This is a genomic window from Aeromicrobium sp. CF3.5 (assembly GCF_051262695.1).
Taxonomy (GTDB): Bacteria; Actinomycetota; Actinomycetes; order Propionibacteriales; family Nocardioidaceae; genus Aeromicrobium.
On sequence record NZ_JBIMEZ010000009.1, the window covers coordinates 77486 to 101074 of the forward strand.

General features: G+C 66.1%; 24 protein-coding genes and 1 tRNA gene. 12 read left to right on the plus strand and 13 right to left on the minus strand.

Translation table 11 applies throughout. The features are described from left to right. Positions 1-11: 11 nt before the first annotated feature. The 4 genes from ACHAA3_RS15010 to ACHAA3_RS15025 all read right to left on the minus strand — a co-directional run bounded on the left by ACHAA3_RS15010 (position 12) and on the right by ACHAA3_RS15025 (position 3422). Entirely contained in the window at positions 12-1361 is a 1350-nt protein-coding gene (locus tag ACHAA3_RS15010; RefSeq protein ID WP_435709851.1) for an ABC1 kinase family protein, read from the minus strand. Between the two features lie 27 nt (positions 1362-1388). After that, positions 1389-2255, minus strand: a complete 867-nt coding sequence (locus ACHAA3_RS15015; protein WP_435709852.1) for a hypothetical protein — start codon at positions 2253-2255, stop codon at positions 1389-1391. Positions 2256-2309: 54 nt separating this feature from the next. Continuing rightward, positions 2310-3185 carry a class I SAM-dependent methyltransferase gene (locus ACHAA3_RS15020; RefSeq protein ID WP_435709853.1) on the minus strand — a complete coding sequence of 292 codons (876 nt, stop codon included), beginning with the start codon at positions 3183-3185 and terminating at the stop codon, positions 2310-2312. A gap of 78 nt (positions 3186-3263) precedes the next feature. After that, entirely contained in the window at positions 3264-3422 is a 159-nt protein-coding gene (locus tag ACHAA3_RS15025) for a DUF5679 domain-containing protein (protein WP_435709854.1), read from the minus strand. Positions 3423-3651: 229 nt separating this feature from the next. On the opposite strand from ACHAA3_RS15025, the gene ACHAA3_RS15030 reads away from it, so the two are divergent. Continuing rightward, positions 3652-4143, plus strand: coding sequence for a M48 metallopeptidase family protein (locus ACHAA3_RS15030; protein ID WP_435709855.1), 492 nt, complete (start codon positions 3652-3654; stop codon positions 4141-4143). Here ACHAA3_RS15030 and ACHAA3_RS15035 read toward each other — a convergent pair. Beyond that, positions 4076-4657, minus strand: a complete 582-nt coding sequence (locus ACHAA3_RS15035; protein ID WP_435709856.1) for an NUDIX domain-containing protein — start codon at positions 4655-4657, stop codon at positions 4076-4078. The two genes, ACHAA3_RS15030 and ACHAA3_RS15035, sit on opposite strands and share 68 nt — an antisense overlap. After that, on the minus strand, positions 4654-5994 hold the full coding sequence (locus ACHAA3_RS15040; RefSeq protein ID WP_435709857.1) for a zinc-dependent metalloprotease: 1341 nt from the start codon (positions 5992-5994) through the stop codon (positions 4654-4656). The genes ACHAA3_RS15035 and ACHAA3_RS15040 overlap by 4 nt, the downstream gene beginning before the upstream one ends. A gap of 79 nt (positions 5995-6073) precedes the next feature. On the opposite strand from ACHAA3_RS15040, the gene ACHAA3_RS15045 reads away from it, so the two are divergent. From ACHAA3_RS15045 to ACHAA3_RS15060, 4 genes are all read left to right on the plus strand, one after another. Further along, on the plus strand, positions 6074-6487 hold the full coding sequence (locus tag ACHAA3_RS15045; RefSeq protein WP_435709858.1) for a molybdenum cofactor biosynthesis protein MoaE: 414 nt from the start codon (positions 6074-6076) through the stop codon (positions 6485-6487). Between the two features lie 41 nt (positions 6488-6528). Next, positions 6529-7629, plus strand: a complete 1101-nt coding sequence (locus ACHAA3_RS15050) for a YlbL family protein (RefSeq protein ID WP_435709859.1) — start codon at positions 6529-6531, stop codon at positions 7627-7629. Further along, positions 7629-8147, plus strand: coding sequence for a PPA1309 family protein (locus ACHAA3_RS15055; RefSeq protein ID WP_435709860.1), 519 nt, complete (start codon positions 7629-7631; stop codon positions 8145-8147). The genes ACHAA3_RS15050 and ACHAA3_RS15055 overlap by 1 nt, the downstream gene beginning before the upstream one ends. A 76-nt stretch (positions 8148-8223) precedes the next feature. Beyond that, a complete protein-coding gene (locus tag ACHAA3_RS15060; RefSeq protein WP_435709861.1) occupies positions 8224-11178 on the plus strand; it encodes a UPF0182 family membrane protein in 2955 nt (984 codons plus the stop codon). Positions 11179-11246: 68 nt separating this feature from the next. Here the strand turns inward: ACHAA3_RS15060 and ykgO are convergent, their stop codons facing one another. Continuing rightward, complete coding sequence (gene ykgO, locus ACHAA3_RS15065) at positions 11247-11369, minus strand: type B 50S ribosomal protein L36 (protein WP_149690268.1); 123 nt, start codon at positions 11367-11369, stop codon at positions 11247-11249. Then, a complete protein-coding gene (rpmF, locus tag ACHAA3_RS15070; RefSeq protein ID WP_435709862.1) occupies positions 11366-11542 on the minus strand; it encodes a 50S ribosomal protein L32 in 177 nt (58 codons plus the stop codon). Before rpmF ends, ykgO begins: the two co-directional genes overlap by 4 nt. A gap of 23 nt (positions 11543-11565) precedes the next feature. On the opposite strand from rpmF, the gene ACHAA3_RS15075 reads away from it, so the two are divergent. After that, positions 11566-11892, plus strand: a complete 327-nt coding sequence (locus tag ACHAA3_RS15075) for a hypothetical protein (RefSeq protein WP_435709863.1) — start codon at positions 11566-11568, stop codon at positions 11890-11892. Between the two features lie 83 nt (positions 11893-11975). Then, a complete protein-coding gene (locus ACHAA3_RS15080; RefSeq protein WP_435709864.1) occupies positions 11976-12656 on the plus strand; it encodes a hypothetical protein in 681 nt (226 codons plus the stop codon). On the opposite strand, the gene ACHAA3_RS15085 is transcribed toward ACHAA3_RS15080, so the two are convergent. After that, complete coding sequence (locus ACHAA3_RS15085) at positions 12638-12883, minus strand: type B 50S ribosomal protein L31 (protein WP_435709865.1); 246 nt, start codon at positions 12881-12883, stop codon at positions 12638-12640. The genes ACHAA3_RS15080 and ACHAA3_RS15085 overlap by 19 nt on opposite strands. Before the next feature lie 84 nt (positions 12884-12967). Here ACHAA3_RS15085 and rpmB point away from each other — a divergent pair, with 84 nt between their 5' ends. Continuing rightward, the gene (gene rpmB / locus ACHAA3_RS15090; protein WP_435709866.1) at positions 12968-13204 is read left to right on the plus strand and encodes a 50S ribosomal protein L28; all 237 of its coding nucleotides are present in this window, start codon (positions 12968-12970) and stop codon (positions 13202-13204) included. Further along, positions 13204-13374 carry a 50S ribosomal protein L33 gene (gene rpmG, locus ACHAA3_RS15095; protein WP_435709867.1) on the plus strand — a complete coding sequence of 57 codons (171 nt, stop codon included), beginning with the start codon at positions 13204-13206 and terminating at the stop codon, positions 13372-13374. The genes rpmB and rpmG overlap by 1 nt, the downstream gene beginning before the upstream one ends. 56 nt (positions 13375-13430) lie before the next feature. On the opposite strand, the gene ACHAA3_RS15100 is transcribed toward rpmG, so the two are convergent. Further along, positions 13431-14252 (minus strand): alpha/beta fold hydrolase, encoded by an 822-nt coding sequence (locus ACHAA3_RS15100; protein ID WP_435709868.1) that lies wholly within the window; start codon positions 14250-14252, stop codon positions 13431-13433. A gap of 130 nt (positions 14253-14382) precedes the next feature. On the opposite strand from ACHAA3_RS15100, the gene ACHAA3_RS15105 reads away from it, so the two are divergent. Continuing rightward, positions 14383-14459 (plus strand) — tRNA-Met (locus ACHAA3_RS15105). A gap of 112 nt (positions 14460-14571) precedes the next feature. Here the strand turns inward: ACHAA3_RS15105 and ACHAA3_RS15110 are convergent. Continuing rightward, positions 14572-15888, minus strand: coding sequence for a PGN_0703 family putative restriction endonuclease (locus ACHAA3_RS15110; RefSeq protein ID WP_435709869.1), 1317 nt, complete (start codon positions 15886-15888; stop codon positions 14572-14574). Between the two features lie 38 nt (positions 15889-15926). Then, the gene (locus ACHAA3_RS15115) at positions 15927-17105 is read right to left on the minus strand and encodes a hypothetical protein (RefSeq protein WP_435709870.1); all 1179 of its coding nucleotides are present in this window, start codon (positions 17103-17105) and stop codon (positions 15927-15929) included. A gap of 273 nt (positions 17106-17378) precedes the next feature. On the opposite strand from ACHAA3_RS15115, the gene ACHAA3_RS15120 reads away from it, so the two are divergent. Both ACHAA3_RS15120 and ACHAA3_RS15125 read left to right on the plus strand, forming a co-directional pair. Next, the gene (locus ACHAA3_RS15120; RefSeq protein WP_435709871.1) at positions 17379-18050 is read left to right on the plus strand and encodes a hypothetical protein; all 672 of its coding nucleotides are present in this window, start codon (positions 17379-17381) and stop codon (positions 18048-18050) included. Next, positions 18047-18829, plus strand: coding sequence for a hypothetical protein (locus ACHAA3_RS15125; protein ID WP_435709872.1), 783 nt, complete (start codon positions 18047-18049; stop codon positions 18827-18829). Before ACHAA3_RS15120 ends, ACHAA3_RS15125 begins: the two co-directional genes overlap by 4 nt. A gap of 904 nt (positions 18830-19733) precedes the next feature. On the opposite strand, the gene ACHAA3_RS15130 is transcribed toward ACHAA3_RS15125, so the two are convergent. Beyond that, positions 19734-23589 (minus strand): RHS repeat-associated core domain-containing protein (locus ACHAA3_RS15130; RefSeq protein WP_435709873.1); only part of this gene is annotated, 3856 nt, incomplete at its 5' end.

The window sequence follows — 23589 nt, forward strand, 5'->3', positions numbered from 1 at the left end:
CCAGCTCGTCACTAGCGGTCCTCGTGGCTCGCGAACCCCGGCAACGACTCGGCCAGGATGCCGCGGAACGGAGCCGTGGCACCGAGCTGGCTGAGCACGCCCATGCCGCCGAGCCACACGCGGTGGATCAGCATGTACTCCGGTGGCAGGTTGAACTGCATGGCCGTGCCCATGCCCTCAGAGGTCGGGGCACTGACCCGCGTCATCTGCCCGCGCATCCACTCGCGGCTGAACGTGAAGGTCTCGTCGCGGGCCGGTTCCACGAACGGTCCGAAGTAGCGGCCCACCGCATCGGCATCGAGCTTGGTGCCGGCCTTGAGGAAGCCCAGCTCGATCAGACCCTCGCGCACGCCCTCGAGATCACCCTCGAGGGTCAGCCGGATGAGGCGACCCATGTCCGGTGGGATGCCGTCGGGGAGACGCGCGACTGCACCGAAGTCGATCACGCCGAGCCGACCATCGGCCATGATCCGGAAGTTGCCCGGATGCGGGTCGGCGTGCAGGAGACCGGCGCGCTGTGGGCCGGCGAACATGAACCGTCCATAGATCTCGCCGAAGTGATCGCGTTCGTCCTGGGTCCCCTCGGCGATGACCTTCGCGAGGGAGTACTCGGACTCCAGCCAGGTGGTGACCAGGAGACGTTCGGTGTGGTGGATGGGAGTCGGAATGATGATCTCGGGATCATCGGCGAAGGCCGCAGCGAACGTGGCGCCCGCCTGGGCCTCGAGCGTGTAGTCGAGCTCCTCGGCCACGCGGTCCTGCAGCTCGCGGATGAGGGGCTTGACGTCCAGTCCCGGTGCCATCACGGCGAAGAGTCGCGACAGCCGCGAGATCTGGCGCAGATCTGACATCAGGGCCTTGGCTGCGCCGGGGTACTGCATCTTGACGGCGACGTCACGCCCGTCCGACCACACGGCGCGGTGCACCTGGCCGATGGAGGCGGCGGCAGCAGGGGTGTCGTCGAAGGACTCGAACAGGTCGCGCCAGTCGGGGCCGAGCTCGGCCGTGAGCACCCGGTTCACGACGCTGGGAGGCATCGGTGGAGCGGCGTCCTGCAATCGGGTGAGCGTCTCGCGGTACGGCCCGATGAGCTCCTCGGGCAGGGCCGCCTCGAAGATGCTCATCGCCTGGCCGAACTTCATGGCGCCGCCCTTGAGCTGGCCCAGCACCGAGAAGATCTGGTCGGCGGTACGTCGCTGCACCTCGCTGAGCACGACATTGGCCGGAGCACCGACCATCCGTTTGCCCAGGCCGAGCGTGGTGCGTCCGGCGAATCCCACCGGGAGCGCGGCGAGTCGGGCCGTGCGTGAGAACGCGCCACCGGTCAAACCGTCGCGGTCGCGTTCGCCCTTGTCAGCCACACCCTCACGATAGTGCGAACACCCTCATCACGCCGCTGGTAGAAGAGCGCACGAGCACCGGTGGTGGAAGCTCGCGGCCCAGGTGCGCCGGTCAGCGGTCCCCGGGCCGAGGCACGTGACGTCGAGCGCTGGATGAGCCGATGGCTGGTCAGCGACGACCAGCACGACCTGGACGATCTCGCCGACCACGATGTGAGGGAGCACCGCGCCCAGCGCTGGCGGATTGTGCGCCGTGGCGCGTCGGCCGAACTGCGGCACAAGTGCTCCCCAGCCCGGGTCCCACACGCTGCGATGCAGGTCGTGACAGCCCAGGCACGGGGTGACGCCAGGGGTGACCAGAGGTCCGATCTGCGCGCGACTCTCCTCGACCCGGACCAGCAGATGCCTGACCCGACACCGCACGGCCTCCTCGACGACGGCCCGCGCCGGCTCGCCGGTGCACATCAGGATCACCAGGTCGGCATCGAGGTCCTCGGTCGGCGTGACACCAGCATCGACGAGCACGGCCGCCGTCAGTGCAGCCAGGTCACCGGTGCCACCGTCGTGGTGCAGGGAGACCCGCAGCCGCGCTCGTCGAGCCAGCGCGTCGGGATGGCGGCCGGTGGCGGCGAGGTGTCGAGCCTCGGCCACCGCACGTGCGGGGCGCCATGAGCTGGCATCGACGATCGCGCCGGCGGCGGTCAGCTCCGACAACACGGTGTGCACCGGAGCATCCAGGTCGGGTACCTGTTCGGCCCACCACGCCGAGTCGTGCAGACCGTCCAGCAAGAGAAGTAGACGGTGCAGACCTGGCCGGTCTCGCACGATGATTCCGGGTGACGTGCCGACCTGGAGGTGCCGTGCATCTCGACGCAGCACGACCGAACCGGGACGAAGCGCTGGGCGGAACACCATGGCCTCAGGGTGCTGCGGTGCGATGTTCCTCGCGCCTCGCCGTCCACAGGCGGGTCAGCTGGTCGAACGTCTCCGCCGTCTCGCACGGACCCACTCGACGACGACCGGCGGCGCCCAGTCGCTGCGCGACCGCGTGGTGCGCACGGATCCTGCCACGTGGTCGGCGACCGCTCGCGCGACAGCGTCGACCTCGTCGGCGGACATCCGCGAGGCGGGATGCGCTGGCCCCTTGGTCTTCTCCAGCCGCACCACGTCGTGACCGAGGATCATCTCGCGGGACACGTCGAGGTCGGGCTCAGCGTGGCCGAGCCGCCAGGCTCGCTCGAGGTGTCGCGCCGGGTCGCCCCAGGTCGCGTACATCTTGTAGGGGCTGAGCGCGAATGGCACGAGATCGTGGTTGGCGACTGCCTCCCAGACCGCTGCAGCGACCCCGGGGGTGTGCACGGCTCGGTAGTCGTCGAACACGATCACGCCATCGGGCTGCATCAGGTCACGCATGACGGCCACGTCGCCGGCGACGTGCGCGTACAGGTGAGAGGCATCGACGTGAGCGAATCGCACGGTGTGCGCGTCGACGTGTTGGGCCACCTCGGTCGACATGGCCTGCACGACCAGCGGCATGCGGTCGTGCAGCGCGCCGTAGTTCGACTCGAACTCAGCACGCAGAGAAGCAGGGTCGACATTGCTGTACGACAGCACGTTCTCTGCGGCGTTGGCGGCGTCCTCGGGCTCGAGGCCGAACAGGTCGACCACGACGAACGCCTCGTCGGCGCGCCGGTAGTACCCCATCAACGCGGTGCTGCGCCCGAGAAAAGCCCCCAGCTCGACCACGGTGCCCAGCTCGGCCTGACTGCCGAGGATGTCGGCGAACAGCAGGGTGTCTTCCCAGAAGAACCACCCATGGATGTCGGTGTAGGAGCTGATGGACATCCAGGAACTCTACGACGCCCGTGGCACGACGGGGTTCAACTGGCGGCTGAACCCCGTCGTGTCCGTGGCAAGCCGCAGTCAGGCCTTGCCGAGGATCCGGTTCAACTTGGTGCTGCAGACCGGGCATACACCCTTGGCCATCTTGGTGCCCTTGTCGCTGACGTGGATCTCGCCGGTTGCCTCGCGCTTTTCCTTGCACTTGACGCAGTAGAACTCGCCGCTCCAGGTTTCTGCCATTTCGGGTCTCCTTGCCATCGGGCACCAAGTGATGTGGTGCCGGTCACGTCAGACTACGCGGACGAGGCCCGAGACTGCAGCAACCTCCCGCCTGCGGCTCGTACAAAATTCGGCTTATTGTCCACCGATGTGGATAACCCTGGGGACAGGATGTGGGGATCGCCGCGTGCGGTGTGGACAACATCGGCGTGTTCGGTCGCTTGGTTGAACCGGGGACTACATTGCAGGCATGGCCGAGGTCGAGATCCGTCGCAGCACGCGCCGCCGGCGCACCATCCGGGCCTATCGCGAGGGTGACAAGACCATCGTGCTCGTGCCGGCGCACCTGTCGAGGGCACGGGAGGCCGAGCACGTGCGCGAGCTCGTCGAGCGGCTCGATCGCCGAGAGGCTCGCCGTCCCTCGGGCGATGAGGACCTGATGGTCCGCGCCCGTGCGCTGTCCGATCGGTGGCTCGACGGTCGCGCGGTTCCTGCCTCGGTGCGGTGGGTCACCAACCAGAGCTCCCGATGGGGCTCGTGCACGAGTGTCGATCGCACCATCCGGTTGTCGCACCGACTGCAGGGCATGCCCGACGACGTGATCGACTACGTGCTCCTGCACGAGCTGGCCCACCTGATCGAGGCCAATCACAGCAAGCGGCTCTGGGCGTTGATCAGTCAGTTTCCCCACGGGGAGCGATCCCGGGGATTCCTCGAAGGCGTGTCCTGGCAGCAGCGATGAGGTCGCGCACGTCCTGATCGGTGGGATCGGGCGGACGGTCCGACGGGCACCAGCGCAGCGCATCGGACTCCACGCTGATGACGAGCTCGGCATGAGCGGGTGCGGTCGCCATGAACTGCACGTCGAGGTGGTGTGCCGGTTGCACGGGGCCGCAGAACGGGACCTCGTGGCGCGACAGCAGCAGGGGCACTGGATCGATGCGCAGGTCCGCGATGCCGGACTCCTCGAGAGCCTCTCGCAGGGCGGCTGCAGCGAGGGTGGTGTCGGTGGGTTCGCAGTGCCCGCCGGTCTGCAGCCACAGGCCCGCCTTGGGGTGCTTGGTCAGGACGACCTGCTCGCCGTCGGGGGAGATCACCAGCGCACTGGAGGTGAGGTGGTCGGGACGACAGCTGCGCATCATGGCGTCCGGTTCAGCCGCGAGATGACGGAGATAGAGCAGGCGTAGATCTTCCTGCGCCGCGTCGGGGGCGTCCCACCGCTGGAGGGTCGCCGTCGCGTCGTCGTGCAGTGTCACGAGGAGGGGGAGTCCCCGTCCTCGTCCCCGTCAGCGCTTCCGTCAGGGTCTCCGTCGGGGCCCGCGTCGAGGTCGCCGTCCAGCAGGCGGCCGAGCTCGGCGTCGAAGTCGTCGTCCGCGGACTGCTCGGGTCGTTCGGTCTGGGCGAAGCCCAGGGGATCGTCGAGATCGTCGGCGGTCGGCATGAGGTCGGGGTGCGTCCACGGCAGGTCGCGGGCCTCGGTGCCCTGGCGGTCGCGCAGCGCCGCCCACAGCGTGCTGGCGTCGCGCAGCCGGCGGGGGCGCAGCTCCAGTCCCACCAGCGAGGCGAAGGTCTGCTCGGCCGGGCCGCCCGCGGCGCGGCGACGGCGCATGGCCTCGGCCAGCGGGATGGCCGCCGGCATCGTGTCCGCGGTGGCCTGGGTGACGACGTCGTCGACCCAGCCCTCGACGAAGGCCAGCAGTGTCTCCAGACGCAGGAGTGCCTTCTGCTGCTCGGGGGTGCGCTCGGGCTCGAACAGCCCGTTGCTGAGCGCCTCCTGGATCTGCTCAGGACGGGTCGGATCGAGGTGCCCGAGCTGGGCCTCGATGGCCGACACGTCGATGCGGGTGCCGCGGCCGAACTCCTCGATCGCCGTGACCAGGGCCGACCGCAGCCAGGGCGAGTGACTGAAGAGGCGCTGGTGGGCGCACTCGCGCAAGGTGACATAGAGCATGACGTCGGCGGGACCGTGGTCGAGGCCTTCGCCGAAGGCCTCGAGGTTGGTGGGCAGGACGGCGGCCACGCCGACGGGCCCCAGGGGAATTCCGATGTCGCTGGCCGACAGCACCTCACCGGCGAGCTCGCCGAGCGCGCGACCGATCTGCTGGCCGAACATGGCGCCGCCGGCCTGGGTGAGCATCCCCATCAGGGGAGCGGCCATGGCGCGCGCCTCCTCGGGCAGCGCGTCGGCCATGGCCGACACGACGTGGGCTGCGATGGGTTCGACCAGCTGGTGCCAGGTGTCTGAGGTGTGCTCGATCCACTCGGCCCGACTCCAGGCGGTCGAGGTGGTGGCACCCGCAGGGATGTCGGTGGCGCGATCCAGCCACGCCTCGGCGAGCCGGACAGCGTCGGCGACTGCGCCGATCTGACCTGCGTGCGGGGAGGGGTCCGCGCCGGCGGCGGCGATCGTGTGGCGCGCCACGTCTTTGGCGGCGTCGAAGTCGACGCTGCCCTCGTGGGGCGTGAACATGCGCTGGACCTGCCCCATGATCTGGTTCAGGTCCATCTGGCCACCCGCCATCTCCCCGAACATCTGCTCAAAGGGCGTGCCCTTGAAGGGGTTCTCGGGCTGGTCGTCGTCGCGTTCGGACATGACCCAACTCTAGCGACCAGGCCCAGCGTCCGGTTCCAGGCGGCGGGTCGTGGCGACGTCGTTCTACGATGGGTCGATCATGGAGATCGTTCGACTGCTCGACATTCGAGATGCCCCGCTGAGCCTCGACGAGGTGTTCGCCGCGGTGTCCGATCCGTCCTCCGGCGGGACCTGTCTGTTCGTGGGCACGGTGCGTGACCACGACCAGGGCGATCAGGTCAGCGATCTGAGCTACTCCTCGCACCCCACCGCCCTGGATCGGCTGCGCGAGGTTGCCGAGCGCATCGGGTCCGAGGAGGACGTCGTGGCCCTGGCAGCCACCCACCGCATCGGGGATCTGGCGGTCGGCGACCTAGCCGTCGTGGTCGGGGCCTCGGCCGGACACCGGCCGGCGGCCTTCGCTGCCTGCCGCCGGCTGATCGACGAGCTGAAGCACGAGGTCCCGGTCTGGAAGCAGCAGACGTTTTCCTCAGGCGATCAGGCGTGGCTGTGAGCGGCGGGCCCGCGTTGGGGTCGAGGATCTAGGATCGCCACGTGCCAGACCCTCACCAGCCCGGTGATCCGATGCCCGATCCCGGGCGTCCCAGCCGGACCTTCGTCACGCGTCTCACGGCAGCGCTGGCTCTCATCGCCCTGACCAGCCTCGCGGTGATGCTGCCCGTTCCGTACGTCACGCTGCGCCCGGGCCCGGCGTTCGACACGCTGGGGGAGTTCGAGGGACAGCCGATGTTCACCTTCGGCAGTGACGTCACGACGTACCCCACGTCAGGAAATCTGGACTTCACCACGGTGCGCGTCGCGAGCGCCAATGCGAAGGTCTCGCTCGTCGAGGCGGTCGAGGCCTATCTCGACGACGACGTCGCCGTGGTGCCGCGGTCGCTGGTCTACCCCGAGGGCGCCACTGCGGAGTCCTCGCGAGAGCAGTCCGCGGCCCAGCTCGACGGCTCCAAGGACTCCTCGCGCGTCGCCGCCCTGCGGGCTGCAGGATTCGACGTGCCGGGCACGCCCCAGGTCGCCGACGTGTCACCGGACGGCGCCGCAGCCGGCAAGCTGCAGCCGGGTGACCTCATCCGGGCCGTCGACGCGCAGGACGTCACCACGTCAGAAGAGACGGTCGAGGCGGTCGGTGCCGGCGAGCCCGGCGACACCATCTCGGTGGAGGTCAACCGCGACGGCGCCGTGCGCACCATCGAGGTGACCACCCGCGCCGACGAGGTCGATCCGACCATCCCGCGTCTGGGCATCAGCGTCGGCACCCAGTACGACTTCCCGATCGAGATCGAGAACAACGTCGGCGACACCATCGGCGGGCCCAGCGCCGGAACGATGTTCGCACTCGCGATCTACGACCGACTCACCCCCGGTTCCCTGACCGGTGGACTCAAGGTCGCAGGCACGGGCGAGATCAGCGCCGACGGCGTGGTCGGCTCGATCGGCGGCATCCAGCAGAAGATCGCCGGCGCCGCCGCCGAGGACGCGACGGTCTTCCTCGTGCCGGCGCCGAACTGTGCCGAGGCGCTCGAGGGCGACACCAAGGGCCTCACGCTCGTGGAGACCTCGACGCTCGATGACGCGATCAGCTCCCTGGAGAAGCTGGCCGACGACCCAGATGCCAGAGTTCCCACATGCAGCTGATGCCTGATTCTCCCGTCCGTCGCGCCGCGCTCGAGGTCGAGCACCATGTCGGGACCGACGGCTGGGACCAACCGGCCCGCCTGTTCGCCCTCGTCCCGACCGATGAGCTGGTCAAGAGCGAGCCCGAGCTCGCGCAGAACCTGTCTCTGGGCACGGGAGGCTTCACCTCGGTCGAGCAGGACGTTCCCGCAGACGGTCGCTCCATCGAGGACCTGCTCAGCGAGATCAGCTGGCCCGAGTCGGTCACGGGCTGTGTGGTGGTCATGGAGCGGGTCATGCTGCCCCCCGACGCCGAGGACTCACTGCCCGACGATCCCACCGAGCTCATCGCGGCGGCTGCTGCTCATCCGGACCGTCGCGAGGTGCGCCTCGTGGCCGCCGTGACCCGCGGCGGTGCCGTGCACAGCGCCGTGCGTGGTCGCGCGCTCGACTCCGACGGCAACAGTGCCGAGCTGCTCGAGGGCCCGGACCTTGTTCCGGGGCTCGTCGAGCTCGTGCGACAGACGTTGGAACCATGACGAACCAGTTGGATCAGTGGCCTAGAGTCGGGGACAACCTCCCGCGGCTGTGCCGGGCGAAACGAGCAGGAGACACGTGAGCGACATCTTCGGAAACGCCCGTCAGCGGGCGCCCCGCGAGCCCCAGGGCGGGGGCGGCGGACGCCGTGTTCTCGTCCCCACGCTGATCACCCTGGCAGCGCTGCTGTTCTTGGGCTCGATCTTCACCAGCGTGTGGACCGACCGTCTCTGGTTCAGGTCCATCGGGTACAGCGACGTCTACCAGAACCTCTTGCTGACCCGTATCGGCATGTTCGCGGTGTTCGGTCTGGTGTTCGGAGCGGTCGTCATCGCCAACCTGTACCTCGCGTACCGGTTCCGCCCCGAGAACCCCTCGATGCGTCGCGACGACCCGGCCTTCCGGTACCGCACCGCACTGAACCCCATCCTCAAGCCCGTCACCCTCGTGGTCGGCCTGATCGTGGTCGCGTTCGCCGGGTCGGTCGGAGCGAGCCGCTGGGAGACCTTCAAGCTCTGGTGGAACGGAACATCGTTCGGTCAGGACGACGCACAGTTCGGCCGTGACATCGGTTTCTACATCTTCGACTACCCGTGGTGGCGCTTCCTGACGTCGTACTCGTTCGCGCTGATCGTCGTCACGGTGCTCGGCGTGGTGTTCGTGCACTACGTCTACGGCGGCATCCGCATGCAGGGCCGCGGGCCCAAGTTCACCCGCGCCGCGCAGGTCCACCTGTCGATCCTGGTCGGCCTGGGCATCGCGACGCGCGCCGTGTCGTACTGGCTCGATCGCTTCGGTTACGTCGTTGGCAACTCCGGACTGATCGACGGTGTCGGGTTCACCGACGACAACGCCCGCATCCCGGCCAAGAACATCCTGATCGGCGTGGCCATCGTGTGCGCCTTGCTGTTCTTCGCCGCCGTGTTCATCCGCTCGTGGGTGCTTCCGGCTCTCGGCCTGGGCATGCTCGTGCTGAGCTCGGTGCTGCTCGGTGGCATCTGGCCGGCCGTCATGCAGGCCTTCCAGGTCAATCCATCCGAGCCGGACAAGGAAGGCCCGTACATCGCGCGCAACATCGACGCGACACGTGACGCCTTCAACCTCACGGACTCCGAGTCGCAGCCGTACACCGCGAGCACCCAGCTGACACCGACCGAGCTGACCGCCTCGGCCGAGGAGCGGGTCAGCACCCGTCTGCTCGACCCGACGCTGATCTCTGATGCCTTCCAGCAGCTGCAGCAGGTGCGCGGCTACTACACCGTTCCCGACACGCTCGACGTCGATCGCTACCAGATCGGCGACAACGAGATCCCGCAGGACATCATCATCGCGGCGCGCGAGCTGGACCTCAACGGCTTGCCCGACACACAGCGCAACTGGGCCAACGACCACACCGTCTACACCCATGGTTACGGCGTCATCGCGGCCCGCGGCAACCAGCGCGGTCCTCAGGGCGAGCCGGTGTGGGTCGAGAAGGACATCCCGCCGGTCGGTGAGCTCAACATCACCACGCCGCCGCGCATCTACTTCGGCGAGAACTCCCCGGACTACTCGATCGTGGGTCGCCCCGAGGGTGCAGAAGCCATCGAGGTCGACGTGCCGCGTGGCGCTGCCAGCGACAGTGAAGGCGGTCAGGCCAACGCCAGCGCCAACACCTACGACGGTGAGGGCGGCGTGCCGATCGGGGGTCTGTTCAACAAGGCGTTGTATGCCTTCAAGTTCGCCGAGCCGAACATCGTGCTGTCCAACCGTGTCAACGACGCGTCCAAGATCTTGTACGACCGCAGCCCGCGCGACCGCGTCAAGAAGGTCGCCCCGTGGCTGACCATCGACGGTGACACCTTCCCGGCTGTTGTCAACGGACGCGTCGTGTGGATCGTGGACGGTTACACGACCAGCAACGCGTACCCGTACTCCGAATCGCGTTCCCTGCGGGAGGCCACTGCTGACACCCTGACCCAGAACCGGGCGCAGGCGGCGTTGCCGACCGACGAGATCAACTACATGCGCAACTCGGTCAAAGCGGTGGTGGATGCCTCTGACGGATCGGTCGACCTGTATCAGTGGGACACCGAGGATCCGATCCTCAAGACCTGGATGAAGACCTTCCCGGGCTCGGTGCAGCCCAAGGACGAGATCGACGAGTCCCTGATGTCGCACCTGCGCTACCCGGTCGACATGTTCAAGGTCCAGCGCGACGTGCTGAGCCGGTACCACGTGACCGACGCGCAGACGTTCTACGAAGATGGTGAGCGCTGGCGCGTGCCTGGTGACCCGACACTGGGTCGCAACGCGGCCACGCTGCAGCCGCCGTACTACTTGTCGATCGCTCGACCGGGAGCCGACGAGCCGAACTTCTCGTTGACCAGCGTGTTCCTGCCCAACAGCCGGCAGAACCTGGCGTCGTTCGTCTCGGTGAACGCCGAGGCGACGAGCGAGGACTACGGCACCATGCAGATCCTGGAGCTGCCCAGCAACACCCAGGTGCCAGGTCCCAGCCAGATCGCGAACGACTTCCAGACCGATCGTGGCGTCACCCAGGCGTTGCTGCAGTTCGAGCAGTCCGAGGAGGCGCGCATTCTGCGCGGCAACCTGCTGACCCTGCCGGTCGGGGAGGGGTTGCTGTACGTGCAGCCGGTCTACATCCAGCGCAGCGCGGACGTTGGTTCCTATCCGGTGCTGCAGTTCGTCGCGGTCTCGTTCGGCGAGGCCGTCGGCTTCGGCCAGACCTTGGACGAGGCGCTGCGCGTGGCGGTCGGGCTCGAGGGTGCCGACACCACCGACACCACCGGTGACGGGGCCGATGGGGGGGAGGCCACCGGTGACGACGCAGCGACGCCGGATGCCGAGCCGACTCCTGCGCCGGACGTCGAGGGCAAGACCACCGCGGAGTACCTCGAGGACGCGAGCCGCTTCTACAACGAGGCCCAGGACGCTCTGCAGGACGGCGACCTGACCCTGTACCAGCAGCGCATCGACCAGATGGGCGGAGCCATCACCGACGCCCAGGATGCGCAGGCCGCAGGCCAGTAGGCCTCAACCCCGCGACAGACCACACCCCCGTCGGCCGTGCCGACGGGGGTGTGGTGCGTCCGGGTCGCTCAGCCCTGGCGGCCCTTGAAGCGCGGGTTCTGCTTGTTGATGACGAATGTCCTGCCGCGTCTGCGCACGACCTGGGCTCCGGGTTGCTGCTTGAGTGAGCGCAGCGAGTTGCGGACCTTCATCGTGTGACCGCTGGGGTGATGAGGCCGCGGTGGACCGCCCGGACGAGCCGGCGGGGGACCCGGTGGGTCACCCCGTCGACCTGCACGGGAACGAGATCGATCGGCGCGGCCTTCCAGCTCGATCGACGGTGACGGGTGTTGCTGCGAGACATCTTGCGCTTCGGCACGGCCATGACGGCTCCTTCTCGGTGGTCTGTTGCTAGGCGGTCTGACGGACGGGGCCGAGCCACGGCTCGAAGCCGTCGGACTCGCACTCCCAGATGGTGCCGCGCTCGGCGAGCTCGGCGTCGGTGAGCAGGCAGTGGTGAAACAGGGCCTGGAGCTCATCGCGTCTGTCGTCGACGCCGGTGACGAGGATGCGGGTGTGCGGGCCGATGTCGTCGTGCTCGCACGGCCCGACACTGAGCTGGCCGCCGGCGCCGTCCCACTCCTCGAGGCGGTCGGGCGGGTCGGCAGCCAGAAGCAGCCGCGCGAGCGACGCGCGCCACCTCCGAGCGCTCCGATGTTGTCGAGCAGTCGCTGAGGGTGGAATGGGCGGTCCGAGCGGAGCTCGATGGTCCAGGCCTGACCGGTCTCGACCAGGCCGACGGGAGCGATGTGTGCGGGGTGGACCCAGTTCTCGGCCGCCTGGTGCGGCCGTCTGACGGACACGAGGCGCGCGGTGTCGAGATCGAGGTGATCGACGGCGCCGATCGCGTCGGGTCGTTGCAGCATCGAGACCAGGTGGCGATCTGTGGGTTCGACGTCGCCCACGATGACGGCGGCGTCGGCGTACTCGATCAGGGCTGCATGGACCTCGGCCACACCGCGGTTGTCGGACGCAGACGTCTGCAACCTGCGCTCGCGCAGCAGGTCGTCGCCCAGGAGGTCCGCTCGGACGGTCGGACCGTTCACCACGGCGATCACGGAGGCCACGTGCAGCGACCGGGCGAGGGTCTCGTCGTGGTCGAGCACGCGGCACACCTGGGTCGCATCGGCCGACACCGGCAGGTGGGCGATGATCGTGGACCACTGACCGTCGTCGGCCAGCCGCACCAGGGTCGGCATGATGTCTTCACGCAGGGCACAGCTGACGCACGCATGGTCGAGGTCGAGATGGATCCGTTCGACGATGCCGGACACGTCGCTGACAGTCCGTGTCAGAATCTGTCGCTCGACGTCGATCTCGTGGCGCACGGCGACGGCATCCGGCACGTCCCACTGCAGGGCGATCATGGCACTGGCCAGTGCCTCGGCGTCGATGCCGGTCAGCAGCACCAGGGGAGTGCTCACGCGTCGATCCCGTAGCGGCGGCGGAACTTCTCGACGCGGCCCTCGGTGTCGAGCACGCGTCCCTGGCCGGTCCAGAAGGGGTGGCTGGCCGAGGATACGTCGACGTCGATGACCGGGTAGGAGCGGCCGTCGATCTCGGTCGTCTCCTCGCCGGTCAGGGTCGACCCGGAGATGAACACGAGGTCGGCCGACCGGTCTCGGAAGACCACGGGCCGATAGGTGGGGTGGATGCCGTGCTGCATCGGTTGTGCTCCAGACGTAGACTTAATGGGAATGAGTCTCATTCTACACAAGTCACGTCATGCAGTGAAAGCGAAGGAGCAGTCATGTCACGGGTCTGTCAGGTCACCGGAGCCGAGGTGGGGTTCGGCCACGCGGTCTCCCACTCGCACCGGCGCACGAAGCGTCGATTCGACGCCAACATCCAACGTAAGCGCTACTGGGCGCCCAGCCTCGGCCGTACCGTCACGCTGCGGGTGAGTGCGCGCGGCATCAAGACCATCGACGTCCGGGGCATCGATGCCGTGATCGCGCAGCTGGTGGCGCGAGGGGGGCGGGTCTGATGGCGGCGCGCAGTAGTGAGATCCGCCTGATCGTGAAGCTGCGATCAACAGCCGGCTCGGGATTCACCTACGTCACACGCAAGAACCGCCGCAACGATCCTGATCGCTTGACCCTGCGCAAGTTCGATCCGGTCGTACGGCGACATGTGGAGTTCCGCGAGGAACGCTGACACGACAGACGACGGGCGCGGATGCACCTGCATCCGCGCCCGTCGTCTGGGTGAGGTCAGTTGGCGAGGAACTCAAGCAGCGCGCGGTTGAATTCGTCGGCGTGGCTGACGTTGACGCCGTGCGGGCCGCCCTTGATCACGTGCAGCGTCGAGTCCGCGATGGACTCGTCGGAACGCTTGCCGCTGACCTCGAACGGGACGATGGCGTCGGCGTCGCCGTGCATGACGAGCACCGGCACGTCGATCTTGGCCAGGTCGCCTCGAAAGTCGGTGCGACCGAAGGCGTCGATGCAGGCCTCGATCGCGACGTCGGTGGCCGGGGCCACCAGTGCGATGGCCTCCTGACGCTGCGCCTCGGTGACCTTGAGGTCACCGTCGGCGGAGAAGAAGTTCGTGGTGAACCCGTCGAGGAACGCGTCCCGACCGTCGCGGAAGCCGGACTTCATGCCTTCGACGTCCTCGTCGGCGAGTCCACCGTCGGGGTTGTCATCGGTCTTGAGCAGGAACGGCGGCACGGACGAGGCGAGCACGGCCGAGCGAACGCGCTCGCTGCCGCGGGTGCCAAGGTAGCGAGCGACCTCGCCACCACCCATGGAGAAGCCGACCAAGGTGGCGTCGGTGATGCCGAGGTGATCGAGCAGACCGGCGAGGTCCTCGCTGAAGGTGTCGTAGTCGTATCCGTCGGCCGGCTTGTCCGAAGCGCCGAAGCCGCGGCGGTCGTAGGTGATGACGCGGTAGCCCGCTTCGGTGAGGGCGGGAACCTGCTCGGACCACGAGGCGCCGCTGAGGGGCCAACCGTGGATCAGCACGACCGGACGACCGTCACCTTCGGTGTCGGTGTAGTTCAGTTCGATTCCGTTGGACGTGGTGCTGGGCATGTCATGCCTTCCGATGGAAAGTGATTGGTTCTTCAATCATGGCTCGTACGCGGTGACGATGCAGGGCGGAGCCGCCCGCTGCACCCCGATTTGGTCCACTGGTCACGATGTCGTAAACTTGAACCAGCGACGCGGGGTGGAGCAGCTCGGTAGCTCGCTGGGCTCATAACCCAGAGGTCACAGGTTCAAATCCTGTCCCCGCTACCAACGAAATCCCCTGACCAGCAGAAATGCTGTTCAGGGGATTTTTTCATGTGCCGGTGGTGCGGTCTAGTTGACGCGTCGGCGACGTGTTGGTCCCAGGTGAGCGCTCGGGCTTTCAGAACCCGTTTCGAAACCCCAGTTCGAGTGGCGGCCATGCGCTGATGAGTTCCTCGGTGTTGTTGGGCCATGAACAGCAGGTGAGGGTGTCTGGTTGGGTGAGGCCGGTAGCCACGACTGCTCGCAGAAAAGCGCGTGCAAACTGTCGGGGGCCGACGATCATGGTCCTCTCATCGTCAGCCAGAGCGAAATACTCGCGGTCAGGGATCGCGGCGAGTTGTGTTCGGTCGGTTGGTCGCTCGATGGTGGTGCGACTCTGGCACCACTCGAAGCTGTCTTCTTCGACGTAGGCGGCCGCGACAATCCGGCCGTCACGGCGCCAGACGGCTACGCCCCAAGGAAGGTCGTGGGTGTCAGCCGGTGAGTAGCGGTCGATGTAGTCCCAACTGGTGATTGATTCGTCGAGAAACACTTCCGGGTTGACGTGAATGAATCTGTCGGGACTGTGGAGGAGCTTGGACCAAACAGCGTCGACGCTGTCACCAAGTTGGCGGTCGTGCCGAACGAGCGACGCTTGGTAGGCATCATTCGTCGGAGGTAGTACGTGGAGGATCCTGACGACGGCGGCACCTTCTGCTCGGTCTTGCTCGAGACGCCACGCGAGTAGTTGCTGGCGCATGAGTTGGTAGAAGGGTTCGTCGAGCATCCACTTGATGTCGATCAAGTCGGAGCGGAGCGGACCGGACGGGTCGTGGTAGTCCGGGCCGTAGCGATTGATGCGTGTCTGGTCATAGCGGATGTTTGGTTTACGCATGCGGTTGTACTTCTCGGTGTACTTCCACTCGATCAGAGCCAACTCGGTCGTGCCCGCGCTGGTCGAGTAGAGGAACGCCGCGTCGAGGCTGGTGCATTTGGCACCTCGGACTCGAGGCTGGCCAGCGCCCTCGTTGAAGTAGTCGGTCGGGCCGATGTACTCGAACGTCAGGTATCGGTTCGGCTCGATCTCGAGAACTTCGGCGATATCAAGAAGATCGCCAAAAGCGCGGATAATTCGCTGGGGATCGTTGACCATCGGCATCAGCGCATTCACGCACTGGACCTGACTGGACAGCAGATTGTTGCCTGGTCCTTCGTTGATGCCGCAGTGCCACGGGATCTCGAGTTCGGCGAACAGGCCGATGGCGCCATGGTTTCCCGGTAAGAGGTTGGAGGCGGCGGATTCACGCGGCAGGCAGTGGGTGTAGAAGCCAACTGGACTGCCATCTTGGTTGATCCACGGGGCGGACTCCCGAGCGAAGCCGAGGAGGGTAGGTGTTCGCTTCTTCCATGCTGAAGCGATCGCTTGCTGTCCCGTTGCGTACTCATCGAGCGTCATGGCCCGGGACGCTAGAGCACGCGTGGGACAAAACTCGATCAGTGTCGCAGCGCGTGCTTCGGATCCACTTCGATGAACTCCACCGCAAATGCTTCGCAAAGTCGGACGACATGGTCGCGCCATCGTGCTTGCTTGGGGTTGGTCATCTGTGGCACGACGACGGCCGCCCGACATTGCGCAGCGTCGAGGCCGCGGTCTTCGAACCATTCGTGGAGCGGGTGTGCTTGACGGATGAACTCTCGATAGAGGACAGCCTGAGCAACAGCGTGGCGATAGTACTGCCCGACACCTGCGCCGCCTTCCACCTTCATCTCGACCGCCCACGGGATCGATCCGTCGCGAAGCAGGGCGTCCAGGTACCGAGCCTTGCCGCCAGGACCCCACTTGGTGGGGAACTGGCTTCCCCAGTTCACGACCGGATCAGACTCGATGAGCGACAGCAGACGACCGTTGATCTGAATAGGCGTCTCGCCGCGCAGAATCCGGGACTCCAGTGCGTGTTCATCTTGCTCGAGCTTCGTTGTCCCCGGATTCTGCCAACTAGTTGCAAATTTGGCGATCTCCCGAACGGCCTCGCTGGCATCCGAAGTGATCAACGGCATCGCGTTCCCTGTGGAGTCGACCCACGCCGCGCGCTGCCGGCTCTGGGCGCCGGACTTGCCGTCCTTCCCGACACCGAGTGCGACTTGATCCGCTGTGACGCGTCCGACTTCAAGACCTTCTAGACGCAGCGACCATCCGGCTTCGGTGGAGAGCATCGGATACGCGCGTAGCGCTGGGATGGCGGCGTCTCTCACGATGGCGGACACCAGAGGTGGGACTGGGCGAGATCGCGAGAGCAGGCCGGGCCAGCGGCGGTACTCGCTAACTTCGCTGAGGTCCCATCCGATGGCGGCGGGGGACCAGGCAGAGTCTCTGGTCAGTTCGAGCACGTCGATAGTCAGTGGAGTGACAAGAGCGTCGATGAGCGTGCCGATTGCACCGCGGGCCTCGCTACTCGGCTCTGGGATTCGAATTATGACTCGGTCGGGGCGGATGTCTTCGCTGGTCGCCGCGCCGCTGAGGTGAAGATCAAGCAAGTCGAGCAGGGCCGCAATCTGCGCCTTGGATGAGGCATCGGGGTGAACTTCAACAGACCGGGCGCCGTCGACCACGAGCCTCCCAGTCGATGAGCTAATGCTGTTGGCCTTGTCTGGCAGCCAGTCAATGTGATCCATGTTCTCCCTCACCAATGCGTCCGCGTACGTTATCTGCTCCGTTGGGGATCCGTGGCTGATTCAGGGGGCGGGCGATCTGATTTAGGGTTGGGGCTCTGTCCAGGCCCGAGGACCTGGACGGCCTTTTGGTGCTGGGATGACTTCGCGAGCACCGTGATCTCGAGCCGTTGCTCAGACTCGCCTCGGAGACCGCGGCCAGGTGGTCGGCCTGATGACACCTGACGGCCGGCTACCTCGCTTGACCGATAGTGTCGCTGATGCGACATTGTCTGTATGGCTTTGATGGCGATGGACGTGGCTGCAGAGCGACTGAGTGTGTCGGTGCGTCAGGTGCAGCGCCTGGCCAAGGCTGGCGCGATCGTGGCGGTCGGAGCCAATCTGCTCGATGCGGAGTCGGTGCACCGGTTCGGCCGCCAGAGGGCGGGGCACCGGCAACGTGCCTGGGCTGAGGACACTGCGTGGGCGGCGATCGGCCTGCTGGCCGGCGTGCGGGTTGAATGGCTGGGTCAGGCCCAACGCTCACGGTTGAAGGGAAGGCTGCGTGACATCGGCGCCGACGAGTTCGTCTCAGCCGTCCGCAACCGCGCGACCGTCCACCACTTCGCTGCCCACCGCGCAGCAGCAACGCGGTTGGGGCAGCGGCTCGTCACCGCCAGCACCTCGCCCTTGTTCGATGACCTGACTCCTGCGAGCGGCGCCGGCGTGGAGGGGTATCTGGCCACAGATGACCTGGACGGGTTGATCGATGAGTTCGCATTGGCGACCGACGGAGTTGGCGACATCGATGTCACTGTCTGCACCACCAGCTTCGACCTCGGGATCATCGAGACGATCGCGGGAGCGGGGGAGACGTTGGCTGCGATCGACCTGGCCACCTCGCTGGATCCGCGCGAACACACCGCAGCCCTCGACGCCCTGACTCGTCGACTGAAGGCGTTCGCATGACCGAACGTGACCACCTGACCATCAGCAGGCCGCCGGGCGGGTGGGCGCCACCGTGGCCGCAGGTTGCCGAGATGGCCAGCACCCTGGGGCCGGAGGACTGGAGCCTGGTCGGGGGCCTGATGGTCCAGCTTCACGCCATCCACGCCGGCATCACCACACTGCGCGCGACCAGAGACGTCGACATGGTCGTGCACGTCGAAACCGCCACCGGCCGCCCGGCCCGTGTCGCCACCGCCCTAGAAGAGCTTGGGTATGCGTTCGACCCGTCCATCGACCCGCGCAACCGATTCGCGCACAGATTTCGTCGCGGCAACGACCGCGTCGACCTGAGCATGGAGACGGTCGATGTCGTGACTGCCGACCACGTCGCACCCTCAAGAATCGAACGCCTCCGCGGTTACGACATGGTCGCGATCGCCGGCGGCACCCAGGCACTTCGCCGCACCATCAACGCCACGATCACCATCGACGACGTGCCGGTGACGATCAGCGTCCCCAACCCGTATGGAGCGCTGATCCTCAAGGCCGCCGCGCATCAGGTCGACTCGCGTGACAAGGCACGACACCTCAGCGACGCCGCAACCTTGCTGGCCTGCATCGCCGACCCCTTCACCGTTCTGGACGGGACGGCTTCGGGCGGCGACAGACGTCGACTGCGGCACCTCGCCGACCACCTCGGCGACCCCACAACTTCGGCGTGGATGACGCTCGATGATTCCGCGGCCCGCAGAGGCCAAGCCGCCCTGCGGATCCTGCTCAACACCACCAACACCACCTGACCAACTGATCAGCGCCCAGGCCACGACCAGGTCAGCCGGCCAGCCTTTAGCAAAGCGAGACGTGGACGGGCGATCAAGAAGATCTCTTCACAGCCCCAGAAGCGCTTGACTGGGTCAAGAGCGGCTGGTACTGCATGGTGATCGTTACGGTGAGCAGATTCCTCGGCCGCGGGCGTCCGCTCCTCCAAGAGCCGAGCTGCCCTCACCGTCATGCTGGGAACCAAGCCACCGGCGTATCGATTGAATCTCCCGAAAAGAAGACGATTGCCAGCACGGTCGGGAGGAGAACCGATTCACCTGCCTGACCGAGGCTAGTCAGCATGAATCCAGCGAACGCGCACGCCAGAGCGACAACCGACGCCCAAGTCATGTAGGTGTAAATCGGTGACCGCCGAAGCCCAACCTGTCTGGCGCGCTCTAGGACGATCCCATCCGTGAGATCGTTGATCTCGCAAGGTCTGCTCAAGACGCGTGCTTGCGTTACGACCGTTCAGCTTTCCTGACGGCGATGCGGGCGCGAGCTGTCAGTAACATCTCCTCGGAGCCCCAGAACCGCCTAACGGGGTCGAGTGCGGTCAGTACCGCTTGATGATCGCTACGGTCGGCAGCCTCCTCGGCCACCCCCGTTCGCGCCTTGAGAAGTCGAGAAAGCCCCCACTTTCTCGCCAAGAACCAAGCCCAAAATAAGTCAACGAGAAAGGTGCAGGTCGCAATGCCAGCCATGACGACAAAGAACGGTCGCCCCGATCCGTTTTCGACCTCCGGATTGACGCGAACAAGCAGGTAGAAGAGAACAGCCCAAGCGAATGCTAGAACTGTCAGCCATGTCATATACGTGTATATCGGCGTTCTTCGTAGGCCGACTCGGCGAGCTCGTATGAGGATCTCTTCTTCCCGCGGACCATCATTCATCAAGATTCCCTCCTAGCAAAGAATCTGCGAATGTCTTCCCCACTCGTCCTCCCGCGTCTGACCCATAGTACGAAAAGCCGCCGATGGCCACGATCGATGCGCCGCAGGCCACCACTGTCGCGCAAGCGGGCAGAGTTGTTGCAGCCAGCGTTGCTCCAGCGGTGCCTCCAACAAGCTTGCCTCCAACCTCGAATGTAGGACGTGCTGTGGCTCGAAGGACCTTTAGCTCCCATGAGGTTCCGGTCTCCGAGTCGGAGGCCCACTGAGCTCGAAACAATTGTACGGACTCGGAGACGGCCACGACTCCTGTGGCGACGCCGGATGCCCCGCGTACGAACCTCCCCAACTTTGCTGCACGTCCTGTTTCCGCGCGATGCCGTGCTGGCTTGGGTGGTGCCCGGAGAGCATCAAGATCACGGAGAGCGACACTCAGCGCTGCATCTGCTGTTCGATTGATGAGGATCGTTGTAGCGATCGGGTGTTTGGAAGCGCCTGTAAGTACAGCGCTAGCGGCCGATGCCCCGGGACTAGTCACAACTTGATTGAAGAGATTCTGAACGGATCGGCCGGACGAACTTAGCGGCTTCCTCGTCGGGACCCGCGGCGGTCTGACGTACCAGCCTCCTTGTTGGGCGTAATTCTTCCCCCCACGCTTCACGATGACTGGCCCGGTTCGGTTGGTTCGCAGTCCGCCGTCGACGTAAAGCCCCGTGGGATCGGACTCGGTGACTGGTGTGTTGTGGGCGTAGGCGTAGCCGTTGAGTTGTTGAGGGTTGGTGAAGTCGGCGATGGGGTCGACGGAGATGAATCGTCCGTCGCGGGCGTCGAACTCGCGGGCTTCGAGGTGGGTGGTGCCGGACCAGCTGTCAGTGGTCTTGTTCAAGAACCCCTTGTTCGATGGCCAGCCCGGTGTTGCGGGGGCTTGGAGCTGGTCGCCGTAGGGGGTGTTGCGGCGTTTCGTGTAAGACTGATTGTTGGAGTCGATCGTGACCAGTGGGGTGTTCTGGGCGTCAGTGCCCATCAGCTTGACGCCTGCTGCGGTCCGTGTGGCGATGGGTTCATCGCCGATCGTGTACGTGCGGGTCGTGGTGGTCGTCGCGGTGCCGGTGGTGCCCGGTGGGTTGGCGTTGACCTTGATCTGTGAGGTGCCGACGTTCAACGTGATGGTCTTCTGCGAGCCAGTGGAGTCCTTCTCCAGCAGACGGTTTCCGTCGGCGTCGTAGATGTACTCGATCTTCTTGGCCGAGTTCGCCAGATCGGCGATGGCCTTGACGCGGCCTTCGCGATCCCACTCATATGCCTTGCCAGCCGTGGGTGCGGTGGAGCGTTTGCTCATGTTGCCGGCTGGGTCGTAGGTGAAGGTTTCGGTGCCGGTTGCGCTTCCCGTCGACGCCACGGAGGTCGTTGCGTGGGGCCTTGGATCCGTCGCTGCGGGGAATGCTGAGGTGCGGGTCGTGGTGGTTACGGTGCTGGCGGGCTTGCGCATCGAGATGACCTTGGTGCGGTTGCCGTTGTTGCCCAGCGTGTAGGTGTCGGCGTAGGGGGCGATGGTTCCCAGCGTCGTCGGCGTCGGTGCTGCGCAGGTGGTGCTGGAAGTCGACCAGGCCTTGGTCATCTGACGTAGGTGGTCATAGGTGAAGCATTGGCGCCACTTCTGACCGTTCATAGCTGCGTCGCCGGTCGCGTTGTCATCGAGCCGGGTGACGTTGCCGACCTGGTCGTAGGTGTACTGCAGGTCGAGGACGGGTTGGGTCGCTGTGCCCTGCCGGCCGATGGATCGGCGGGTTTCGCGTCGGGTGACGTCGTCGTAGTAACGAGTGTCGTAGACCGACTTGCCCGACACGCTGCCGCTGGTGCGTTGCAGCACCTCACCCATCGGCGAGTAGATGGTGTCCGTGACGAACGCGACGGATCCCTTGAAGGTCTTGACGTTGCCCAGCGCGTCGTAGGTGTAGCGCAGGGCGTCGGTGCTCAACCCGGTAACAAGCGGCTGATTGACCTGCTGAACTGACCCGTCGGGGTTGTAGGCGGTGGTGGTGGGGTATCCGGCACCGCGATACAGCTCGGCCTCAGCGGCTGGGAGCCGCAGACGACTTTCGATCATGCGCCCGGCGGTGTCGTACTTCATCTCAGTGGTGTACTCATCGGTGCCGACGAAGCGGGTCGATGCTGACAGCTCTCCGGGACGGACCGCGTCATATGTCCAGGCGGCCCGCTTGGTGCCGGTGGCGTTGTCGTCTCGCAGCTCGACCTTGCGATCTAGCTCGTCGTATCCAGTCCACAACGTGACGCCGCGTGCGTCGGTCGACGTGGTCTGCAGGTCGGTGGCGTCGTAGGTGTGCGTGCTGGTGCCCTTGTCCGGGTCGGCGTCGTTGACCAGGCGCCCGCGGATGTCGTAGGTCTTCGTCCAGGTTGATCCGGCCGCGTCCTTGACGGTCCGCAGCTGCCCTGCTGGCGTGTAGGCGTAGTTGGTGACGTCGCCAGTCGTCGCAGTTGCTGAGGTGTGTTGCGTCAGGCTCGTCAGTTGTCCACGTGCGTCCATGGCTTCGGTGGTCGTGGTGCCGCCGACCGGCGGGATGGTGCGTGTCCGATCACCCTTGTACTGCGTCTTGGTGGACCACTTGAGACCACCCAGGGACGCCAGTGCGGCGTCGGTGACTCGGCCTGCGCCGTCGTAAGTGTTCTTGGTGTAGCGCGGCACGTCGGCCTCATCGGCGGTGCTCAGTGTCGTGCTGACTGCCGATGCGTTGTAGTACGGGCCCATGTCATAGGCGACGAAACCGCGGTCGTCGTACCACTTCTCGGTAATGATCCGTCCTCCGTCGACACCAGGAGATGGGCTCTGAGTGGAGCGTTCGCGCATCAGGCCGTCGTAGAACGCGACGGTCTTGACGTACTCCTCAGCCGCATTGAGCCGTTCGGAAGTCACCGCATTGGGCTCGGTCGTACTGACCCGGTACGCGTACTTGGCCGTCGGAGTCTGGGTCGCCTTATCGCGCTCAGGTCCCCAAATCGCTGTCACCCTGCCCAGCGCGTCGTAGGTGTAGTCGGTGTTCTTGCCGGCCGCATCAGTGGAACGGTTCGGTGTTCCCCACTGACGGTTCAGGTAGCTGATTGACTGCTGATTCTTGGGGTTGTTGACCGTGACGGTGTCGGGGTGCCCGGTCGCCGGGGCATAGGCGGTGGTGACTGTCCGGTCCTTCGCATTGGTGTTCGACAGGGCGCGTCCGTAGGCGTCGTAGGTGGTGGTGGAGTCGCGCTGGTAAGAGATGGTCCCGTCGGCGAACGACTTGGGGCCGTCGACACCGGTGGCGTTGCCCTTGGTGGGCGCGACGCCGACGTTCTGGCCGTCGTAGGCCGTGCGGGTGGCCGAGATGACGTGCGACTGCTCGGTGGCTGCGGTGCCGCAGGTCCGCCCGAGCGTCACCTCGGTGGCTGGGTAGTCGAACATCCACTCTGCAGCGTTGTCGGCGAATGTCGTGGCCGTGCAACGGTCGTCCGTGGTGGTCGCGATGTCGCCAGCGTCGTTGACCTGGGTCGCGCGGCCTCGTGAATCGAAGGTCGTCGAGTTTCGGGTGGTGCGGTAGCTGCCGTCCTCGAGGCGGGTCTTGGTGTCGGTTGAGCCGACATTGACGAGGTAGGCGTTGCGGCTGTTCGCTGAGGCGGTGGCGGCGCTGGTCCACGGTGTGTTGATGTCGATGTCGACGACGTTGCCCGACGACCCGAGCTTGGTGATCGTGCGTCGTTCGAATCCAGCGAACTGGTCGCGGTCGACGATGTCGGCACTGCCTCCGGCCGAGTCGCTGATCGTGACTGACTTGGTTCCGCCCGAGGCCGTGCGGTCACCG